The sequence below is a fragment of the Streptomyces varsoviensis genome (genome assembly GCF_000718635.1).
GTDB classification, from domain to species: domain Bacteria; phylum Actinomycetota; class Actinomycetes; order Streptomycetales; family Streptomycetaceae; genus Streptomyces; species Streptomyces varsoviensis.
In genome coordinates this window covers 58,480-77,880 of sequence record NZ_JOBF01000024.1, presented here as the reverse complement: position 1 = coordinate 77,880, position 19,401 = coordinate 58,480, and the positions used below count along the sequence as shown (strand labels likewise).

The window sequence follows — 19,401 nt, the reverse complement described above, 5'->3', positions numbered from 1 at the left end:
ATTCGCGCCGGCGGATTCTGGCGATTGGCCCCCGACTGGGTGCCCCGCGAATACGCGGAGCCCACGCGGGAGTTGACCGAGCGGGTACAGCACGGATTGAGGCGACTGGTCACATGAAAAGCGCAGCGCGGGCGCACCTGGCCCGAATGATCGCGGAGAGAGGAGTCAACGGAGCGCTCCTCATTTTCACGGTTCCCCCAGAGTCCCTGGGAGTGGCCGACGAAGGGCCGAGGCCCCCGACTGGCCCCGTAACCTTCCCTCCGTGCCAGTGCCCGCAGCACCGTGCCGGGCTGGGGGTACCGGACACGGCGGTTCGGCTGACCGTCCGGGACGAGTCCGATGACAGCGGTCGAGGCGACGCCTAGGACCTGCCCGATGGGGCGGCGACGAGCCGAGACGAGAACTCGTCGGCCGTCATCAACAGGCCGGGGACGTTCGGCCCCGGCCTCAAGGCTCCGCTCGGCGGCAGAGACGAGGGACGGACCCACGGGGCCGGGGTCCGCACCCGGGAGGGGGGCCGTCAGACCGCGGTCAGGGTGTATGTGCCCGTACCGTCCTGGCGGCCGCTGGAGTACTGGCGGATCAGCTCGCCGTCGGCGTATCTGTCGTGGCCCATCATGAAGCCGGTGTACTTGTTCTGTATGCCGATCTTCGAGCTGCCGGGTACGTCGCGGTAGATGGAGAACCGCTGGAGGTCGTCCTGCGCGCAGGTGGCCGTCGTCAGGTAGGCCTGTTCCTGGTTGGCGATGTTCGCCGGGACGGTGGCGCAGCCGCCGTTGCCCCAGTTCCACAGGGCCGCCTCGATGACACCGTTGCGCTCCGTCACGTCGCACAGCCGCCAGTTGTCGAGGTGGGCGCTCATGAAGGTGGATTCGCGCAGGCGGATGCCGTCGTTGGCCAGGAGCGGCGCGCTCCAGTTCAGGGGCTTGCCGGGCACCTCGATCTTGTAGACGGCGGGCTGGCAGTTCAGGGCGGCGGCCCGCTTGGCGGCGGTCCGCTTGGCGGGGGCCGGGGTGGCGGGGGCCGGGGTGGCGGGGGCCTTCGCGGAGGCGACCGGGCCGGCCGGGTGCTCGGCGGCGGCGGTGCCGGAGCCGCAGTCGAGGAGGGCCTGCGCCTTGCGCATGATGCTGTTGGCGGGGACCTTGTCCTCGCAGCGCACCGCGCCCTCTTCGAGGGCGGTGTAGGTGGTGTAGCTGCCGGTGTCTGACCCTTCGATCCACTTCAGCGCCCAACTGCCGTCGCCCTGCTGGACGCGGTTGCAGTTGAGGCTGCCGTACGTGCCGGTGACCTTCTTGGTGCCCTTGTAGAGGCCGTAATAGCCAGGGTCGCGGAAGTTCCAGGTGACGGCCGTCGACTCGGTGCTGGTGGAGGTGTAGCTCATCTTCACGTCCAGGCCCAGGCTCGCGCCGACCTTGCCGAGCGTCTCTACGGCGAAGTTACCCTCGACCTTGCCGGTGAGGCCGACGGACACCGTGATGGTCGTCTGGACGCTGGTGGTGACGGTCTGGCTGCCGGTCGAGCCGCTGGTGACGTACCAGCCCTTGAAGTGGGTGATCGTCGGGGTCACTTCGGAGGACTTGATGTACGGGTGCCGGGTGCCGAGGTCGGCCGCGGTGCAGGCGCCCCCGGACTCGGCCTGCGCGGTGGCGGCGGCCTTGGCGTGTGCGGCCGCAGCGGCCGTAGCGGCGGGTGCGGCGGCGGCCGGTGAGACGGCGAGTCCTACGGTGGCCACGGCGGCCGAGGCGGCACAGGCCATGAGCGTTCTGCCCATGCGGCTGACGGGTCTGATGGGGCGCATCGTTGCCCTTTCCCCCTGATGGTGTGTTCGGTCAACGGGTGAAGGTAGCGACCACGGGGGCGGCGGTGTGAGCCCGCAACGGGCCAAAAACCGTCGCAGGAAGGCTTGTTACACCCCTGTACGTACCAGCGTCGCGCCCGCCGCGGCCGCCCCCGAAGGGCTCGGGCCGGGGTGTCGGCCCCGCGGGGGCGGGCGCTTCGCCGCCACACTGGCCGTGTGAACGACGGCGTGTGGAGCGATCCGTACCGGCAGGGGCCGACAGCCAACTCCCCCGTGCAATGCGTCAAGTGCCGGGGCATCGAGGTGATTCTGTGCCAGGTCCCGCACCCCGGGTCCGGTGAAGTCCAATGGCGGTTCACCTGCCTCCGCTGCCGGATCGCATGGCTACAGGACCAACACGGCGGCGGGCCCGACGAATACACGTAGCGGTGGTGCCGGACGGCTGGCCGCGCCGACACAGCGGCCGAGCCGATGTGGGCATACCCGGCCACCAACGTACGCCGCCCGCGTACCGAGCGGAAGAGGAACGAGCGTCGTCAATAAGTCGCGGCAGGCCCGGGGCGGGCGTATGGGATTCGGGGGCTGACGGCGCGGCATCGGAGCGGGCTATGCTCGCGCGGTATCACCGGCCCGACAGCGGCCGGACCGGGGGAATTCACGCGCACGCGCGGCCCTTTGTCCTTTCCGTACGCAAACGGATCGGCTGAGCACTGCGGGGAATTCGTGCTGCCGCCGCGGCTCGACGCCGGAAATGGATTTCCGAGGCGCGCCCACTCCCCCGGACACGGAACAGCGATGACGGCATCGGCGACGACAGCCTGCCGGTCGGCGTCTGCCGTTTGTCACGGAGGAGTCGAGGAAGTGAGGACGAACGGGATGACGAATGTAATAAGGACGCGGGCCGCCGCCAGATTGCGGCGCGTCGCGACGGCGTGCGCCGCGGCGGCGCTCCTTACGGTCGGCGTCGCGGGCACCGGCACCGCCGCCGGACACACCACCGGCCCCGCCGCTCCGGACTGCCGGGCCACCACCGTCGACGTCCCCCTGGGCTCCGGCACCGGGAAGATGTGGGGCAAGCTGTGCCGCCCGGCCGGGGCGTCGCCGGGCACCGTGGTGACGATGGTGCACGGCGCGACCTTCAACCACAATTACTGGGATTTCCCCTACCAGCCGGACACCTACTCGTTCAGCCGGATGCTGAACCGGGCCGGGTACGCCACCTTCGTCGTCGACCGGCTCGGCACCGGCAAGAGCACCGTCCCGCCCAGCTCCCAGTTGAATCTGACCACCGAGGCCGACCACATCCACAAGGTCGTGCAGGACCTGCGGGCCGGCCGAATAGGCGGCACCGGCTTCAGCAAGGTGGTGCTGGCCGGTTACTCCCTCGGCTCCGCGGTGTCGGAGATCGAGATATCGAAATACCACGACGTCGACGCGTTGCTGGTCACCAACCTGGGCCACTTCAACAACCCGGCGGGTACGCAGGCGATCATCGAGAACGGGCAGGACCCGAACACCGACCCGGTGCTCGGCGGGCGGCACCAGTACGACGCCGGTTACGCCACCGTCAAGCCGGGCAGCCGCAAGACCATCTTCTTCGCCGACCAGCCGATGGACGCGGGCGTGCTCGCCACCGACGAACTCACCAAGGACGCCAACGTCTTCGCCGAGGCGGGCGACCCGCTCATCACCGACCCCGCCGTCACCAAGTCGATCGACGTCCCCGTCATGTTCGCCCTCGGCGACCACGACCCGCTGCTGTGCGGCGACGGCTACGAGGACTGCACGTCGACGGCGGCCCTGCGCGCCCAGGAGGCGCCGTTCTGGACCTCCGCGCCCAGCTTCGACGTACTCCTGCTCCCGAAGGCCGGGCACGGCCTGAACCTGGTGCCGAACACCGGCGTCTACCAGGCGGCGGCCAGGTGCTGGCTGAACCGCGTCGTCGGCCACGGCTGACGGCCGCCATCGGAAAGCCGAGCGGCCGTCGTCGGGGAGCCGGGCGGCCGTCCGGCTCCCCGAGCGTACGGGCGTACGAGCGCCCGATGGCCCCGGTCGGTCAGGGGCGCATCGGGCAAGACGTGACCGTAACGGCGGCGGCGAACCGCTCCCTCAGCCGGCCGACCCGCCCCCATCCCCGTCCGGCTCCGAGTCCGGGCTCGGTTCCGCCGGCCGGTCCTTGAAGAGGAACACCGCGTTGGCCGGGCAGACCCGCGCCGCCTCGCGTACGGAGTCGGCCAGTTCGGGGCCGGGCTCGGGCCGCAGCACCTCGGCGACCTCGGCGGTCTCGCTCATCCGGAAGACCTCGGGGGCGGCGTCCACGCAGTAGCCGTAGCCCGCGCAGCGGGTCAGGTCGACCTCGACGCGGGCGACGCGGGCGACGCGCACGACCCGGGCCTTCCCGGCGGGTTCGCGGTCGGACGGCATCAGAGCAGCACGCCCATGTTGCCGGGCAGGGTCTCGGCGTCGAGGACGACGCGGTGCTCGACGAAGCGGAGCCCGTCGTCGGTGCGCGCGAGGAGGTCGTCGTAGCGGCCGCAGACGTGGAAGCGGGAGAGTTCGACCCGGTCGGTGACGTACAGGACGACGTACGCCTCGGCCTTGATCCGGCCGTCCTCGGTCTCCCGCGCGCGCACGTTGGTGATGGTGTGCAGGGTCCGGGTCGGGTTGTGGCGCAGGTAGCCGTTGGTATAGGCGGCGCGCTCCTTCAGCGCGCCCGGGCCCCGGTCGGTGTACCACCACATGCCGGTCGTCGAGACGTTGTTGTGCGTGCCGACGGCGTAGAGCCCGGTGCCGAGGAACAGCGCGACCCAGTCGTTGGGCCGCTTGTCGTCCATGGTCAGGGCGTAGGAGATGTAGTGGTCCTCGACCTCGGCGCGCAGGCCGGGGGAGGTCATGGCCGCTGTCGGCATACCGGCGTCGTGCCTTCCTTCCGTCGTCGGGGCGGTCATGACTCGTCCTGGAGGTACTGCTGATAGACCCGGAAGAACTCGCGCTGCGAGTACTCGTCGCGCACGTCCGCGTCCTCGCCGCCCCGGCCGGGCGCGACGCCGCGGGTGAAGAGGCTGTACGGGCCGCCCTCGCCGCGCACGCCGATCTGGCAGCGGGTGGCGGCCTCGGTGTCGTCGCAGCTCAGCTTGCCCCACGAGCCCTGGGTGTCGGCGAGGTTCTCCAGCGCCTCCTGCCGGGCCGCCGCGTCGTCCTCGATGTCCGAGTAGACGGTGATGTCGACGCGGGTGCGGTCGACGCCGAGCGGGGTGACCGTCTGGAGGAAGCCCGCCTTCATGCCGCGCGGGGTGTCCTTGGGGCCGGGCTGGATGTCGAGGTTGGGGAAGAGCGCGAGCACTTCCTGCCGGATCTCCGGGGGCCCGCCTCCCTCGAAGCCGCCCCCGAAGCCGCCGTCGGGGCCTCCCTCGAAGCCCTCGGGCGGGCCGGGCGGGCCCTGGGCGAGCATGCTGCTCCAGCCGACGGGCATGGTGCCGTCGGAGAAGTCCACGCCGCTGAAGCGCTGGAGGGCGCGGGCGTACTTCGGCGGGTCGAGGGGCGGGAAGGCCCACTGGAGGACGGAGTGGCCCGGCGCCGCGCCCCAGTTCCAGCCGCGCGCGGTGGTGCCGACCAGCAGGTCGCGGATGCTGCGGTGGGTGAACTCGGCGTGGTAGTCGTCGCGGAAGTTCTCGTGCCAGAACTTCCAGTTGCCCTGGTAGATCCAACTGTTGCGGCCGATGGGCTCGATGCCCTGGACGTACGGCGCGAGGTGGTCGGCCATCTCGCCGAGGAAGTCGGTGAGCGACGGCACGGTGGGCCGGATCGCGACGAAGACCAGGTCATGGAAGGTGTCGCAGTGCACCGGGCGCAGGCCGTAGGCGCGGCGGTCGAAGCCGGGCCCGTAGCCCTCCTCGTGGGGGACGCCGGTGAGGTCGCCCTTCAGGTTGAACGCCCAGGCGTGGTACATGCACTTGAGGGTCTGGCCCTGGTTGCCGCACCGCTCGCCGGTCAGGATCGCGCCGCGGTGGGTACAGGCGTTGTGGAACGCGCGGATCTCCCCGTCATTGCCCCGGATCACGAGGACCGGCTGTTCGGCGATGGAAACGGTGAAGTAATCTCCGGGCTTTTTCAGATCGCGGGTCGTGCAGGCGTAGTGCCAAGTCCGAGTGAATATTCTTTCCTGTTCCAGCGCGAAGATCTTCTCACTGGTATAGATTTCCCGGTCCACCACCCCCGTGGCGAGATCGGTGCGCAAATCCGGGCTCGACTTCATGTTGCAACCTCCATCAAACCTCCATCAGGGCACGCGAACGCCGGCCTGCCCGCACAAGATTCGCGACGATTGTGGCAACCGCCTGAGTTCATCGTCAACGATCTCAGAGGCGTCCGTCCTCGTTGTCCGACTGGGGATATTCCCAGTCGGACAACGAGGCGGGAACCCGGGACCCCGGGAAATCCTCCCGCCGTCATTGACAGGGAACGGATTCCCGATGAATCTCGGACGCGGGGTCGCCCCCGATGAATCGCCGCATCGCTGCATAGCTGCATCGCCGCATAGCTGCACCGCTGCATCGCCGCATCGCCGCATCGCTGAATTCCGCGCCCGCAGCCACCCGACCCGACCCGTCACCGGAGCCCGTCATGTCTCTCTTCCGGCTGGACATCAGCATCCTCGGCGCCCGGTCCAGCACCAGCGCGCTCGCCGACCTCGCGGAGCAGGAGTGGCGGGCGGCGGCCCCCGGCGCGCCGGTGGTCCGGCGCCACCTCGGCGAGGCCCCGCTGCCGGCGACCGCCTGGGCCGCCGCGGTCGGGACCCGGTTCGTACCGCCGGAGCGGCACACGCCCGAGCAGCGGGAGGCCGTGGCGCTGGCGGCGGCGCTGACCGACGAGCTGGTCGCCGCGGACGCCATGATCTTCGCGGCGCCGCTCTACAACTTCGGCGTCTCCCAGCACCTGAAGACCTGGGTGGACCTCGTCCTCACCGATCCGCGGATGGCGCCGGGCGGCCAGAAGCCGCTGGCGGGCAGGCCGGCGGTGCTGCTGACCGCCCGGGGCGGCGCGTACGGGCCGGGGACGCCGCGGGACGGCTGGGACCACGCCCTCGGCTGGATGCGCCGGATCTTCGGCGACGTGTGGGAGCTCGACCTCACCGTCGTGGAGCGGGAGTTGACGCTCGTAGGGGTCGATCCGGCGCTGCCCTAGTAGCTCCGCTACGAGGACCTTCCGGCGCCTTGCGATCGCACGCACCAGACGCCGTGCGCTGTTCCGACCAGGGATATGACACAGGCTCTCACCGTGCGCGAGCGGGCCCTCCTCGACTGAGCCGCGACCCCGACCACCGCCCTACAAGGAGGACGCTGTGCCCGCACGCACGGGGAAGCAGTACCTGGACCATCTGAAGTCGCTCAACCCGGAGATCTACCTCAACGGCCGCCGCATCGCGCACGTCGTCGAGGAGCCGGTCTTCGCCGGGCCGCTGCGGACCATCGCCGAGCAGTACGACCTCCAGTGCGATCCGCGGTACGCCGACGTCTGCACCTATGTGTCCCCGACGACGGGCGAACGGCTGTCGCGCTCGTTCCAGCCGTGCCGGAGCAAGGAGGACCTGGTCGCCAAGCGGCGGCACTTCAAGCTCCGCGCCGACCACACCTTCGGGATGATGGGCCGCTCGCCCGACTTCATGAACGCGTTCGTCCTGGGCTGGCACGCCAACGCCCCGGTCTTCGGGGAGCTGGACGAGCGGTTCGGCGAGAACGCGCGCCGGTACTACGAGTACGTACGCGACAACGACCTGTTCCTGACGCATGTGCTGATCAACCCGGCGATCGACCGGTCGAAGCCCTCCTCCCAGCAGGAGTCCCCCTTTCTGCACCTCGGGAAGGTGCGGGAGACGGACGAGGGAATCGTGGTCCGCGGCGCGAAGATGCTCAGCACCATGGCGCCGTTCGCGGAGGAGCTGATGGTCGTCCCCTTCGGGGGCATCGCCCCGGGCGACGACGACTACGCGGTGGTGTTCGCGGTCCCCATCGACACGCCGGGGCTGAAGTTCATCTGCCGCGAGCCGGTGGCGCCGGCCGGCCGGACGGAGTTCGACCACCCGCTCAGCAGCCGGTTCGAGGAGATGGACTGCATCGCCGTCTTCGACGACGTGCTGGTGCCGTGGGACCGGGTCGTGGTGGACGGCCGGCCCGGCAGCCGGGACCTGGTCAACCGGGTGCTCGGCAACGACCCGAGCGTCCTGGTGGTCAACGGCGCCCGGAGCCTGGCCTCGCTGGAGCTGCTGTGCGGCATCGCGACGAAGATCGCCGACGCGACCGGGATCGACAACTTCCTGCACGTGCAGGAGAAGCTGGGCGACCTGATCTCCCGGCTGGACACCCTGCGGACGCTGTTCTACGGCGCCGAGGCCATGGCCGCGCCGCTGCCGGACGGCACCTGGGTGCCGTACATGCCGGGGATGATGGCGTTCCTCATGCAGACCGCGCCGACGCACCGCCGGATGGTCGAGGTCATCCAGACGCTGGCGGCCGGCAACTTCTTCTACGCGCCGTCCGGCGGGGACTTCGCCAACGCGGAACTGCGCCCGTTCATCGACCGGTTCGTACGGGGCCGGCCGGGCGTCTCGGCGGAGGAGCGGGTCCGGCTGTTCAAGCTCGCCTGGGACGTGGCGGGCGACGGGTTCGGTCAGCGGCTCATGCAGTACGTGAACTACTACAGCGGCGACCCGGTGCGGCTGACCGCCGGGCTCTACCTGGGCGCGGACAAGACGGAGATCCACCGGACGGTCGAACGGGCGCTGGCCGGGTCGGAGCGGAGCATGGACATCCCGCTCTCGCCCGAGGTGCTGGACATGGCGCCGCCGCCCCCGCCGACCAAGCCGCTCACGGGGATGTACCCGGCGAAGAGCCAGCCGTCGTCGTAGGGGCGTCCTTCTCGTCGCGGGCGCGGTGGTGTGCGAGTGGGGAATCTCCCCACTCGCACACCCGGGTGCTCCGGGCCGGCGGCGACACGGCGCCGCAGCGACACGGGGACACGGCGGCGCGGCGACACGCGCGTACCAACCGGGATCAATGGGGAGCTGGGGACTAGAGTGCTAGCATCATAGATTATTACCTCCGGTCGCCGGCGGTCGGCGGGCGGGGCACCCAGCACCCCGGCGCGGCCGGGCAGTCGGAAGGACGGCGATGGCGGGCACGGGCCGATTGATCATCAGAGGCGTCGTCGGCGGGCTGACCATCGGCTTCGGCGGCCGCAAGCTGTTCGGCTGGTTCGGCGGCGGGGGCCGCGAGCGGACGGCGGAGAACTTCGAGTCGTTCGGATACCGCGACGGCCGGGCGATGGCCACCCTCGCCGGGGCCACCGAAATCACCGCGGGCGTGGGCCTGGTGACCGGGACGGCCACCCCGCTGGCCGCCGCCGCTCTCATCGGGGAGATGGTCAACGCCGCGGCCGTGCACCGGCGCGAGGGCCTGTGGGCGGAGAACGGCGGCTACGAGTACCCGCTGGTCCTGGCCACTGCCGCGGCCTGCCTGGCCTGGGACGGCCCCGGACCGCTCTCCGTCGACCGCGCGCTCGGCCGCGAACGGACCGGGCCCGCCTGGGGGTTGGGCGCCGTCGCCCTCGGCGTCACCGCCGGGACGGCCGTATGGCGCCTGCTCCGCGACGAGAAGCACTGACCCCCGAGCCTCGCGGCCACCGTCCAAGGAACATCCCATCGGGTGAGCGCGCGGGATGGCGCGGGCGGCCGGAACACCGCGCCGAGGCAGGGTGGATGAGCCCTTCAGAGGCGGCGGCCGCCCCCGCCGTGACCGAGACACACGACCCCAGAGCGAGTACGTCATGCCCAGCCCGCGAACCGTCGCGCCGGAGTCCACAGCCGTACGAGTGGCCCTGTGGCGGGCCATACACCTCCAGGTCGACGAGCCCCCGCACGTCATCGAGGACGAGGTCGGCCTGGAGCTCGTCGGGCCGGGCAAGAACTGGCGCCGCCGGCCCGACATGGGCAAGAACGGCACCAGCGGGTTCCGCGCGGGCGTCGTCGCCCGGGCGCGGTACGTCGAGGACCTGGTCACCGAGCGGATCGCCGACGGCGTGGCGCAGTACGTGATCCTCGGCGCCGGCCTGGACACCTTCGCCCAGCGGCGCCCGGAACTCGCCGCGAAGACGCGGGTGTTCGAGATCGACCAGTACGGGCCGCAGGAGTGGAAGCGGCGCCGGCTGCACGAAGTCGGCTACGGCGTGCCCGACTGGCTGCGGCTGGTGCCGGTGGACTTCGAGGCGGACGAGGACTGGTGGGAGCGGCTGGTCGAGGCCGGCTTCGACCCGGACCGCCCGGCGGTGCTGGCCAGCACCGGCGTCAGCATGTACCTCACCGAGGACGCCGTCGCCGACACCCTGGCCAAGGCCGCGAAGACGGCCCCCGGCTCCACCCTCGCCATGACCTTCCTGCTGCCGCCCGAAACCGTCGCCGCCGGCGGCGACGAGCCGCGCCACCCGATCCGCTTCCGCAGCTACTTCACCCCCGACGACATGCTCCAGTTGGCCCGCGACTCCGGCTTCCGCGACGTCCGACACCTCTCCACCGCCGACCTCACCACCCGCTACTTCGCCAACCGCCCAGACGGCCTACGCCCCCAGGTCGGCGAGTCCTTCCTCCTGGCAACCACCTGACACCAGGGCCTCCCGGCGGGGGCACGGCCCCAAAGTCGGCGAGCCGTTCTCGCCGGCGCCCACCAGACGCCATTGCCTCCCGGCCGGGGCACGGCCCCCAAGCCAGCGAGCCGTTCTCGCCTGCGCTCACCTGACGCACCGGCCTCCGGCCGGGCTGCGGCCGCAGGCCGGCGTCGGCCCCGCTACCGCCTCCGCAGCCGGCCGGGCTGAGCCCCAGGCCGGCGAGGCGCCGCCGCCGGCGACCAGGCCCGACGCCGGGCCGCGCCGCGAACGCGGGTCAGCGAGCGGCCCCCGCCAGCGGTCACGTCACCGCCCCGGCACCCGGGCAGGCTGGGCCGCAGGTGGGCGGACCGCCCGTGCCAGCGACCACTTCACGGCCCGGCACGCAGCCCCATACCGGCGAGTCAGCCCGGCCAGCGATCACCTGACCGCCTCAGCGCCCCGCCGGGCTGGGCCGCAGGTCGGCGAGACGCCGCCGCCAGCGATCACCTCACGCCCGGTGCCCGGCCGGGCTGCGGCCCCGCGTCGGCGAGCCGTACCCGCTAGCGACCGCCCGGTGCCTCGGCGCCCGGCCTGCCCGCCGACTCCGTCGCCTGCCGGGGCGTCGGTGGGTGGGTGGGGGTGAAGTCGCGGGGGCGGATCAGGGTGGTGGCGAGGGCGGCGCCGGTCAGGGCGAGGAGGCCGGCGGTGAGGAGGACGGCGTTGAGGGAGGTGGCGAAGGCGGTGTGGATGGCGGTGGCGAGGGCGTCGCGGGTTTGGGGCGGGGCGAGTGCCGTGGTCTGGTCGGCGGCTCCTCGGTGCACGGCGTCGGCGATTTCGCCGGCCTTGTCGCGCAGTGCTGGGGCGTCGGCGGCCAGCCGTCGTTCGAGGGTGGCGTGCAGGGAGGAAGCGAAGATGGTGCCGTAGCAGGCGACGCCGACCGCGACCCCGACCTGGCGGAAGGTCTGGTTGACCCCGGAGGCCATCGCGGAGCGCTGTGGCGGCACCACGCCCACCGCCGTCGAGGCGAGCGGCGGGTTGACCAGGCCGGCGCCGATACCGGAGACGATGAGCCCGGGGATGAGGTGGGTCCAGTCGGACCCGGCGGTCAGGCCCCGCATCAGCAGCAGGCCGACGCCGACCAGGCCCAGCCCCGGGCCGATCAGCCACCGCACCGGCACCCGGCTGGTCAGCCGGCCCGCGGCGAAGGCGGCGGCGAAGGTGAAGGCGGAGCCGACGAGCAGCCGGACGCCGGTGATCAGCGGGCCGGCGCCGAGGCCGTTCTGGAGGTAGAGGACGAGGTAGAAGAAGACCCCGTACAGGGAGGCGTTCATCGCGAAGGCCGCGACCGAGCCGCCGAGGAACGTCGGGATGCGCAGCAGCGACAGGCTGAACATCGGCTCCGCCACCCGCGATTCGACCACCGCGAACGCCACCAGGCAGAGCGCCGCCAGGCCGAGCCAGAGGAGCACGCCGCGCTCCCCGAAGCCGCCGCCACTGCCACCGCTGCCGCTGCCGCTCGCCGAGATCAGTCCGTAGACCAGGCTGAACAGCCCGGCCGTCAGCGTCGCCATGCCCGGCCAGTCGATCCGCCCGCCGCGCGGGGCGCGGGACTCCTCCACCCGGCGCACGGCGATGACCAGCGCGGCGACGCCGACCGGCACGTTCACCAGGAAGATCGCCCGCCAGCCGACGCCGCCGGTGAGGACGCCGCCGAGGACCGGGCCCAGGCCGGTCGCGACGCCCGCGACCGCGCCCCAGACGCCGAAGGCCACGCCCCGCTGCCGGCCCTGGAAGGAGCCGGCGAGGAGGGCGAGGGACGTGGCGGACACCATCGCGCCGCCGACGCCCTGCACCGCGCGGAAGAGGACCAGCGTCGACGCGTTCGGGGCGAGGCCGCAGAGCAGGGAGCCGCCGGTGAAGACCGCCAGGCCGAGGGCGAACACCCGCCGCCGGCCGTACTTGTCGGCGAGGAAGCCGGTGGTGAGCAGCAGCGCGGCCAGTGTGAGGGCGTAGGCGTCCGTCATCCACTGGAGGCTGCCGAAGCTCGCGCCGAGCGCGTGCTGGATGTCCGGCAGGGCGACGACGACCACGTTGACGTCGATCAGCAGCATGAACATCGCCGCGCATACCACCAGCAGCGTCCACCATCGTCGTGCCACGGGCCGGCCTCCTCGTCGTCGCGGAAACTGCGGTAACTGCGGTAACTGCGGTAGAGCACAGCGGCCAAGGCGCCGTAGCTGGAGCCCAGCGGCTACGCCGCGGCGGCCCCGGCGATGTCCAGAATCAGCCGCCCGCCACGCACCTCACCGGCCTCCATGCGCCGGTGCGCCCCCGCGGCATCGCGCAGCGGCACCGTCTCCGTCCGCCGCGCCCTCAGCCGTCCCGAGGGCAGGAGCCGATTGATCGCGTCGGCGGCCTCGGCCAGTTCGGCCGTCGTGGCGCGGGAGATGACGAAGCCCCGGACCGAACCGTCCTTCAGGTAGAGCTCCCCGGCCGGCAGGACGGAGCGGGTCCGCGCGCCGGCCAGCAGCACGATCCGGCCGCGCGGCGCGAGCAGGGGGACCGCGGTGGCGAGGTCGTTGCGGCCCGAGGTGTCCACGTGCACGTCGATGCCGCGCGGGCTGAGCGCCGCCAGCCGTTCGGTCAGGCGCGGGTCGGCGTAGTCGAGGACTTCGGCCGCCCCGAGCCCCCGGCAGTACGGCAGGTCGCGGGCGGAGGCGGTGGCGATGACGCGGGCGCCCGCCTCGGCGGCCAGGACGACGAGCGCGCTGCCGACGTTGCCCGCGCCGCCGCCGACGAGCACGGTCTCCCCCCGCCTCGTCTCCCCGTGCCGGAACAGCGCGAGCCAGGCGGTGGCCGCCGGGTGCACGACGGCGACCGCGGCGGTCGGCTCCACGCCCACCGGCAGGTGGTAGAGGCGGTCCGCCGCCACCACCGCCTGCTGTGCCGCGGCCCCCTGCCGGCCGTCGTGGCCCAGGCTGCCGCACCACACCCGGTCGCCCGGCGCGAAGCCGGACACCTCGGCGCCGGTCTCGGCGACCACGCCGACCAGGTCCCGGCCGATCACGAAGGGGAAGCTCAGCGCGGTCGGGAACTGCCCGGACCGTACGAACGTGTCCACCGGGTTGACCGTGGTGGCGAGGGCGTCGACCAGCACCTCGTCCGGTCCCGGCCGCGGTGCGGGGAGTTCGCCGTAACGAATTTCTTCCGGCGACCCGAGTCGGTCCACATAGGCAGCAAGCACCCTGCCGATTCTGGCACCGGAACTCCGTATGCGCGAAAACAGCCCGAGGCTTCGTCAACTCATATAAAAAGCGCCGACTTGACGCACCCGGTGCCCCTTCTTTGACTACCGGAGAGGCCGTCGCGAAATTCGTCGTCATGACCCCAACGAATAACCAGATCACGCCGTTGTTCGATGTCCGGGCGGTGACGCGGATCGCCGCGCCACCGGCCGAGGTGTACTCGGTGGTCAGCGATCTGCCGCGGAGCGCCGAATGGAGCCCGGAGTGCACGGGCGGCGCCTGGATCTCCGGCGTGCCGGCGACGGTGGGCGCCGTCTTCCGCGGCGAGAACCTGCGCGCCGAGTCCGTCGTCGCGTGGGCGCCCGTCGTCCGCGGCGTCTGGCACACCGAGTCGCAGGTGATCGCCGCCGAGCCCGGCCGGGTCTTCCGCTGGGCGATGCGGGACAGCGCCGGCACGCCGCAGGACAGCGTCTGGTCGTACGAGATCTCGCCGGACGGCGACGGCTGCGTCCTCGCGCACAGCCTGCGCATGGGCGCCGCGACCGAGGGCATCCGGGGGATCACCGCGGACATGGACGAGGCCGCCGAGAGGCGATTCCTCGCCGACTGGACCGCGAAACTGGCCGGGGATCTCCAGGCCACGCTCAGCCGTATCAAGGCGATTGCCGAGAAGGCGTGACCGGGAGGAGAAGCGGGACATGCTGCTGCAACGGGTGGGAAATCGCGGAATCCGGCTGGGCACGCTCTTCGACCGGGCGGCCGCCCGGCATCCGGCCAATGTCGTGGTCCTCGACCACGATCTGGATCTGGCGCCCGATCTCGGGCGCCGGCTGACCGTCACGGAAATCGCGGATCTGGTCGACGACTTCGCGTCCCGGCTGTGGGCGGCCGGGGTCCGCCCCGGGGACCGGGTGGTGGTCTACAAGACGAACAGCTTCGACATCACCCTGCTGGCGTGCGCGGCGGCCCGGATCGGCGCGGTGCCGGCGCTGCTGTCGCCGAAGCTGGACGGCGCGACCGTCGCCGAGCTGGTGCGCCGGGTGGACCGCCCGTACCTCGTCACGGATCAGGCGAAGCTGGACGGCGAACTGCCCGCCGCGGTCTTCGGCCACGCCCGCCGGGTGCTGCTCGCCGCGGGCGACCACCCGGACGCCCGGCGGCTCGGCGACCTCGCCGGCGCGCCGCGGGTGGCGCCGGTCGCCGTGTCCCCCCACCATCCGACGCTGATCACGCATACGTCCGGCACCACCGGCATCCCGAAGCTGGCCGTGCACACGGGGTGGACGCTCCAGGCCCGGTACCGGCCGCAGGCCACCGCGACCGCCCTGGTCCGCAAGCGGCGCCCGGTGGCGGTGCACGTGTCGTTCGTGCACTCCCGGCTCTTCACCGCCATGGCCATCGCGGTGCTGCGCGGTTTCCCGCTGGTCATGCTGGCCGACGACGACCCGCGGCGGGTGGCCGACCTGTTCGCCCGGCTGCGCCCGGGTGTGGTCGAGGCCCACCCCAACACGTTCATGCGGTGGGAGGGGCTGGCGGACGACCCGCGGCGGCCACTGGCGCAGGTGAAGTACTTCAGCAGCACCTTCGACGCCATCCACCCCCGGACCGTGCGGCGGATGCTGGGGGCCTCCCGGCAGCGGATGCCGCTGTTCGCCCAGCTCTACGGCCAGAGCGAGGCCGGGCCGGTGGTCGGGCGGGTCTTCACCCGCCGGCGCGGCGAGGACGCCGACGGCCGCTGCGTCGGCCACGCGTTCCCCGGCATGACCACGGTCCGGGTCGTCAGCCGGGACGGGCGGCCAGTGTCCGCGGCCTCCCCCGGCTACATAGAGGTCCGCACCAACGGCCGGGTCCTGACGTATCTGGGCGAGGCCGAGCGGTACGCCGAGCAGGAGCACGACGCGTGGTGGCGGATGGGCGACGTGGGCTACCGGACCCGGTGGGGCTGTCTGCACCTGCTCGACCGGGAGGTCGATGTCATCCCCGGCTTCGGCTCCACGCTGACCGCCGAGGACGCCCTCTTCTCCGCGCTGGACGAACTGGTCGAGGTCATCATCGTGCCCGGCCCGGACGGCACCGCGGTCCCGGTGGTGTGCACCCGGGACGACAAGCCGCTCGACCCGGCCGCGTGGGCCCGCGCCACGGCCGGCCTGCCCCCGATGGCGGAGCCGGTCCAGCGCCGCCTGGAGGAGCTGCCGCAGACCGCCACCATCAAGATCAAGCGGCTGGAGCTGGCGAAGGCGCTGGGCGACGAGAGCCGGGGCCGGTAGAGATGGCGAAGGTCATCGTCGCCGGCGGCGGCATCGGCGGGCTGGCCGCCGCGCTGAGCGTCGCACGCCGCGGCCACGACGTGGTGGTCCTCGAACGCGGCGAACGCTTCGCCGAACTCGGCGCCGGGCTCCAACTGGCGCCCAACGGGATGCACGCCCTGGCCCGCCTCGGGCTGGGCGCCGAGGTCCGGTCCCGCGCGGTGCACGTCGACGAACTGCGGTTCATGGACGGCGTCACCGGCGAGCACGTCACCAGCGTGCCCCTCACCGAGGGCTACCGGCGGCGCTTCGGCAACCCGTACGTGGTCGTGCACCGCGGCGAACTCCACGGGCTGCTGCTCGCGGCCTGCCGCCACGCGGCGCGCGTCGAACTGCGCCCGAGCAGCCCGGTCGCCGGGTACGAACACGACGGTACGCACGCGACGGCCGTACTCGACGACGGCCGCCGCCTCACCGGCGACGCGCTGATCGGGGCGGACGGCATCCACTCCGCCGTCCGGAGGCGGCTGGTCGGCGACGGTCCACCGCGCGTCTCGGGCATCACCGTCCACCGCGCGATCATCCCCATGGACCTGGTGCCGCGGCGGCTGCGGTGGAACGCCGTGACGTGGTGGGCCGGCCCCAAGTGCCACTTCGTGCACTACGCGATCGCCGGGGGCGACTACCTCAACCTGGCCGCCAGTTACGACGACGGCGCCACCCGGCCGCTCGCCGGCGAGCCCATAGCGGAGGACGTGGTCCGCGACCTGTTCGCGGTGCTCGACGCGGAACCGCGGCGGCTCCTCGCCCTCGGCGCGCGGTGGCGGTCCTGGGTGCTGATCGACCGGGCGCCGGTCGACGACTGGACCGACGGCCCCGTCGCCCTGCTCGGCGACGCGGCCCACCCCATGCTCCACTACGCCGCCCAAGGGGCCTGCCAGGCGCTGGAGGACGCGGTGGTGCTGGGCGACCTGCTGGACGGCGGCGGCACGGACTTCGCCGCGCGCTTCGCGGAGTACAACCGGCTGCGGCGCGAGCGCACCGCCGCGGTGCAGCGGATCTCCCGCGAGAGCATCGCGCTGTGGCACCCGGCCGGGGCGGCGGCCGAGGCCCGCAACGCGGCGCTGGCCGGGATGTCCGCGACCGACCTGCACGACCGCCTCGCGTGGATGCACGGCGCACGGGACTTCACCGCCGAAGCGCCGACCGCCCGCCGACGCCCTCACCAAGAGGCCGCCCGATGACCGGCCGCCGCCTGGAACTGTGCATCATCGGGGCCGGGCCCCGCGGGCTGTCCGTCCTGGAACGGCTGTGCGCCAACGCCCGGCACGACCCTGACGGCCCTGCCGTCACCGTGCACATCGTCGACCCGGCGGCCCCCGGCGCGGGCGCCGTCTGGCGGACCGGGCAGTCCCGGCACCTGCTCGCCAACACCGTGGCCTCGCAGATCACCGTCTACACCGACGCCAGCGTGCGCGCCGCCGGCCCCATCGAACCCGGCCCCAGCCTCCACATGTGGGCCCGGAGCGTGGCCGCGCTGGGCTCGCCGGCCGACTACGGCGCGGACATCCTCGCGGAAGCACGGCGGCTGGGCCCCGACTCGTACCCCACGAGGGCCCTGTACGGGCACTACCTCCAGGACGCCTTCCGGCGGATCGTCTCCCTCGCCCCCGACCGGGTACGCGTCCAAGTGCACCGGTCCCGCGCCGTGGCCCTCGCCGACACCCACGGCCTGCCCGGCGGCGCGCAAGGGGTCCGGCTGGAGAACCGCACCCGGCTCGACCACCTCGACGCCGTCGTACTGGCCCAGGGCCACCTCCCGGCCCGGCTCTCCCCCCAGGGCGAACGGACGGCCAGCCTCGCCCGCATCCACCACCTCGGCTACCTGCCGCCCGGCAACCCCGCCGAGACCGACCTCGGCGCCGTCGCGCCGGGCCGCCCGGTCCTGCTGCGCGGCCTCGGACTCAACTTCTTCGACTACATGGCGCTGCTGACCCTCGGCCGCGGCGGCGCCTTCGTCCGCGACGGCGACCGGCTGCGCTACCGCCCCTCCGGGCACGAGCCCCGGCTGTACGCCTTCTCCCGGCGTGGGGTCCCCCACCACGCCCGCGGAGAGAACGAGAAGGGCGCCTTCGGCCGGCACCAGGCCCGGCTGCTGACCCCCGAATTCCTCCACGGGCTGCGCCGCCGCACCCGCGCGGGCGGCTGCGTCCGCTTCCGCACCGACCTGTGGCCACTGATCGCCCGAGAGGTGGAAGCGGTCTACTACGGCGCCCTGCTGGCCTCCCGAGGACGGCGGGCCGAGCAGGACGCCTTCGCGGAGCAGTACGTGGCGCTGCCGAGACCCGCCGCGCGGGAACGGCTCCTGGACGCGCACGGCATCGCCCCGGCGGACCGGTGGGACTGGGAGCGGATCGCCCGGCCCTGCGCCGGCCGGGAGTTCGCCGGGCGCGCCGAGTTCCGGAGCTGGCTGCTGGCCTACCTCGCCCGGGACGTACGGGAGGCGAAGGCCGGCAACGTCAGCGGCCCTCTGAAGGCCGCCCTGGACGTACTCCGCGACCTGCGCAACGAGATCCGGCTGGCGGTGGACCACGGCGGGCTGGAGGGCGGCTCGTACCGGGACGAACTCGACGGCTGGTACACCCCGCTCAACGCCTTCCTCTCCATCGGCCCGCCGGTGTCCCGGATCGAGGAGATGATCGCCCTGATCGAGGCCGGCGTCCTGGAACTCACCGGCCCCGGCACCCAGGTGCGCATCGACACCGCCGCCCCGTGCTTCGTCGCCAACTCGCCCCTCGCCCCGGGCCCGGCCGTCCGCTCCGACGTGCTCATCGAGGCCCGGCTGCCCGCCCCCGACCTCCGCCGCACCGCGGACCCCCTCCTGCTCCACCTGCTGCGCACCGAGCAGTGCGCCCCCTACCGCATACGCGACGCCCGCGGCGGAACGTACGAGACCGGCGGGCTCGCCGTCACCGAGCGCCCCTACCGGCTGCTCGACGCGCGCGGACTCGCCCACCCGCGCCGCTTCGCCTACGGCGTCCCCACCGAGGCGGTGCACTGGGTCACCGCCGCCGGCATCCGCCCCGGCGTCGACTCGGTGACCCTCTCCGACGCCGACGCCATAGCCCGCGCCATGCTCGCCGTCCCCCCGGCAACCCCCGAACCGCCCGCGACGGACGCGGCCAGCGACCCCACCGACCTGACGGGGGTGCCGATTTGACGCTGCCGCCCCCACTTGTGCCGCCGCACCTTGCCGGTGGCGGCACCAGAACCGGCCGCAGTCGGCCCGGGAACACCCCCTCCGACCCAACAGGGGTGCCGATACGACGCCGACGCCATCGCCCGCGCCCGCCCCGCCGCACCCCCAGCGACGCCCGAACCGGCGGCAGCCGAGCCGGTGAACCGCCTTCCACCGACCCGGCAGGGGCGCCGATTTGAGGCTGCCGCCACCACCTGTGTCCGCCCCGCCTGACCCGGG

The 19,401-nt window shown here is 72.8% G+C and carries 15 protein-coding genes; 9 read left to right on the top strand and 6 right to left on the bottom strand.

Features of this window, described 5'->3' with window-relative positions:
• Positions 1-520: 520 nt before the first annotated feature.
• A complete protein-coding gene (locus IF55_RS28620) occupies positions 521-1,771 on the bottom strand; it encodes a hypothetical protein (protein ID WP_106980494.1) in 1,251 nt (416 codons plus the stop codon).
• Between the two features lie 903 nt (positions 1,772-2,674).
• Here IF55_RS28620 and IF55_RS28615 point away from each other — a divergent pair.
• Positions 2,675-3,754, top strand: a complete 1,080-nt coding sequence (locus tag IF55_RS28615; RefSeq protein ID WP_157854589.1) for an alpha/beta fold hydrolase — start codon at positions 2,675-2,677, stop codon at positions 3,752-3,754.
• 153 nt (positions 3,755-3,907) lie between these two features.
• Here the strand turns inward: IF55_RS28615 and IF55_RS28610 are convergent, their stop codons facing one another.
• Genes IF55_RS28610 through IF55_RS28600 form a run of 3 tightly spaced genes read right to left on the bottom strand, consistent with a single transcriptional unit; the run spans position 3,908 to position 6,053 of the window.
• Entirely contained in the window at positions 3,908-4,222 is a 315-nt protein-coding gene (locus IF55_RS28610) for a ferredoxin (RefSeq protein WP_048832653.1), read from the bottom strand.
• Positions 4,222-4,746 (bottom strand): aromatic-ring-hydroxylating dioxygenase subunit beta, encoded by a 525-nt coding sequence (locus IF55_RS28605; RefSeq protein ID WP_078645389.1) that lies wholly within the window; start codon positions 4,744-4,746, stop codon positions 4,222-4,224. Before IF55_RS28605 ends, IF55_RS28610 begins: the two co-directional genes overlap by 1 nt.
• Positions 4,743-6,053, bottom strand: coding sequence for an aromatic ring-hydroxylating oxygenase subunit alpha (locus IF55_RS28600; protein ID WP_030891926.1), 1,311 nt, complete (start codon positions 6,051-6,053; stop codon positions 4,743-4,745). The genes IF55_RS28605 and IF55_RS28600 overlap by 4 nt, the downstream gene beginning before the upstream one ends.
• Positions 6,054-6,421: 368 nt before the next feature.
• Between IF55_RS28600 and IF55_RS28595 the strand changes: the two genes are divergently transcribed.
• The 4 genes from IF55_RS28595 (at position 6,422) to IF55_RS28580 (ending at position 10,450) form a co-directional block, all read left to right on the top strand.
• Positions 6,422-6,982, top strand: a complete 561-nt coding sequence (locus IF55_RS28595) for an FMN-dependent NADH-azoreductase (RefSeq protein WP_078645386.1) — start codon at positions 6,422-6,424, stop codon at positions 6,980-6,982.
• 157 nt (positions 6,983-7,139) lie between these two features.
• Positions 7,140-8,702, top strand: coding sequence for a 4-hydroxyphenylacetate 3-hydroxylase family protein (locus tag IF55_RS28590; RefSeq protein WP_048832652.1), 1,563 nt, complete (start codon positions 7,140-7,142; stop codon positions 8,700-8,702).
• Positions 8,703-8,964: 262 nt separating this feature from the next.
• Positions 8,965-9,456 (top strand): DoxX family protein, encoded by a 492-nt coding sequence (locus IF55_RS28585; RefSeq protein ID WP_037967190.1) that lies wholly within the window; start codon positions 8,965-8,967, stop codon positions 9,454-9,456.
• A gap of 163 nt (positions 9,457-9,619) precedes the next feature.
• Positions 9,620-10,450 carry a class I SAM-dependent methyltransferase gene (locus IF55_RS28580; protein WP_030891937.1) on the top strand — a complete coding sequence of 277 codons (831 nt, stop codon included), beginning with the start codon at positions 9,620-9,622 and terminating at the stop codon, positions 10,448-10,450.
• Positions 10,451-10,992: 542 nt separating this feature from the next.
• On the opposite strand, the gene IF55_RS28575 is transcribed toward IF55_RS28580, so the two are convergent.
• Complete coding sequence (locus IF55_RS28575; RefSeq protein WP_030891940.1) at positions 10,993-12,591, bottom strand: MFS transporter; 1,599 nt, start codon at positions 12,589-12,591, stop codon at positions 10,993-10,995.
• 92 nt (positions 12,592-12,683) lie between these two features.
• On the bottom strand, positions 12,684-13,676 hold the full coding sequence (locus IF55_RS28570) for an NADPH:quinone reductase (protein ID WP_030891942.1): 993 nt from the start codon (positions 13,674-13,676) through the stop codon (positions 12,684-12,686).
• 137 nt (positions 13,677-13,813) lie between these two features.
• Between IF55_RS28570 and IF55_RS28565 the strand changes: the two genes are divergently transcribed.
• Genes IF55_RS28565 through IF55_RS28550 form a run of 4 tightly spaced genes read left to right on the top strand, consistent with a single transcriptional unit; the run spans position 13,814 to position 19,143 of the window.
• On the top strand, positions 13,814-14,356 hold the full coding sequence (locus IF55_RS28565; RefSeq protein ID WP_030891944.1) for an SRPBCC family protein: 543 nt from the start codon (positions 13,814-13,816) through the stop codon (positions 14,354-14,356).
• 19 nt (positions 14,357-14,375) lie between these two features.
• Positions 14,376-15,944 carry a class I adenylate-forming enzyme family protein gene (locus tag IF55_RS28560; protein WP_030891947.1) on the top strand — a complete coding sequence of 523 codons (1,569 nt, stop codon included), beginning with the start codon at positions 14,376-14,378 and terminating at the stop codon, positions 15,942-15,944.
• A 2-nt stretch (positions 15,945-15,946) separates the two neighbouring features.
• Complete coding sequence (locus tag IF55_RS28555) at positions 15,947-17,167, top strand: FAD-dependent monooxygenase (protein ID WP_030891950.1); 1,221 nt, start codon at positions 15,947-15,949, stop codon at positions 17,165-17,167.
• A complete protein-coding gene (locus IF55_RS28550) occupies positions 17,164-19,143 on the top strand; it encodes an FAD/NAD(P)-binding protein (protein ID WP_030891953.1) in 1,980 nt (659 codons plus the stop codon). Before IF55_RS28555 ends, IF55_RS28550 begins: the two co-directional genes overlap by 4 nt.
• The last annotated feature ends 258 nt before the right edge of the window (positions 19,144-19,401 follow it).

What these genes read in the sequence shown, in the direction of transcription:
- IF55_RS28560 (WP_030891947.1), top strand. Translation starts at nt 14,376, where the DNA reads ATGCTGCTGCAACGGGTGGGAAATCGCGGAATCCGGCTGGGCACGCTC.
- IF55_RS28565 (WP_030891944.1), top strand. Translation starts at nt 13,814, where the DNA reads ATGACCCCAACGAATAACCAGATCACGCCGTTGTTCGATGTCCGGGCG.
- IF55_RS28610 (WP_048832653.1), bottom strand. Translation starts at nt 4,222, where the DNA reads ATGCCGTCCGACCGCGAACCCGCCGGGAAGGCCCGGGTCGTGCGCGTC.
- IF55_RS28620 (WP_106980494.1), bottom strand. Translation starts at nt 1,771, where the DNA reads ATGGGCAGAACGCTCATGGCCTGTGCCGCCTCGGCCGCCGTGGCCACC.
- IF55_RS28580 (WP_030891937.1), top strand. Translation starts at nt 9,620, where the DNA reads ATGCCCAGCCCGCGAACCGTCGCGCCGGAGTCCACAGCCGTACGAGTG.
- IF55_RS28615 (WP_157854589.1), top strand. Translation starts at nt 2,675, where the DNA reads ATGACGAATGTAATAAGGACGCGGGCCGCCGCCAGATTGCGGCGCGTC.
- IF55_RS28600 (WP_030891926.1), bottom strand. Translation starts at nt 6,053, where the DNA reads ATGAAGTCGAGCCCGGATTTGCGCACCGATCTCGCCACGGGGGTGGTG.
- IF55_RS28585 (WP_037967190.1), top strand. Translation starts at nt 8,965, where the DNA reads ATGGCGGGCACGGGCCGATTGATCATCAGAGGCGTCGTCGGCGGGCTG.
- IF55_RS28605 (WP_078645389.1), bottom strand. Translation starts at nt 4,746, where the DNA reads ATGACCGCCCCGACGACGGAAGGAAGGCACGACGCCGGTATGCCGACA.
- IF55_RS28550 (WP_030891953.1), top strand. Translation starts at nt 17,164, where the DNA reads ATGACCGGCCGCCGCCTGGAACTGTGCATCATCGGGGCCGGGCCCCGC.
- IF55_RS28555 (WP_030891950.1), top strand. Translation starts at nt 15,947, where the DNA reads ATGGCGAAGGTCATCGTCGCCGGCGGCGGCATCGGCGGGCTGGCCGCC.
- IF55_RS28595 (WP_078645386.1), top strand. Translation starts at nt 6,422, where the DNA reads ATGTCTCTCTTCCGGCTGGACATCAGCATCCTCGGCGCCCGGTCCAGC.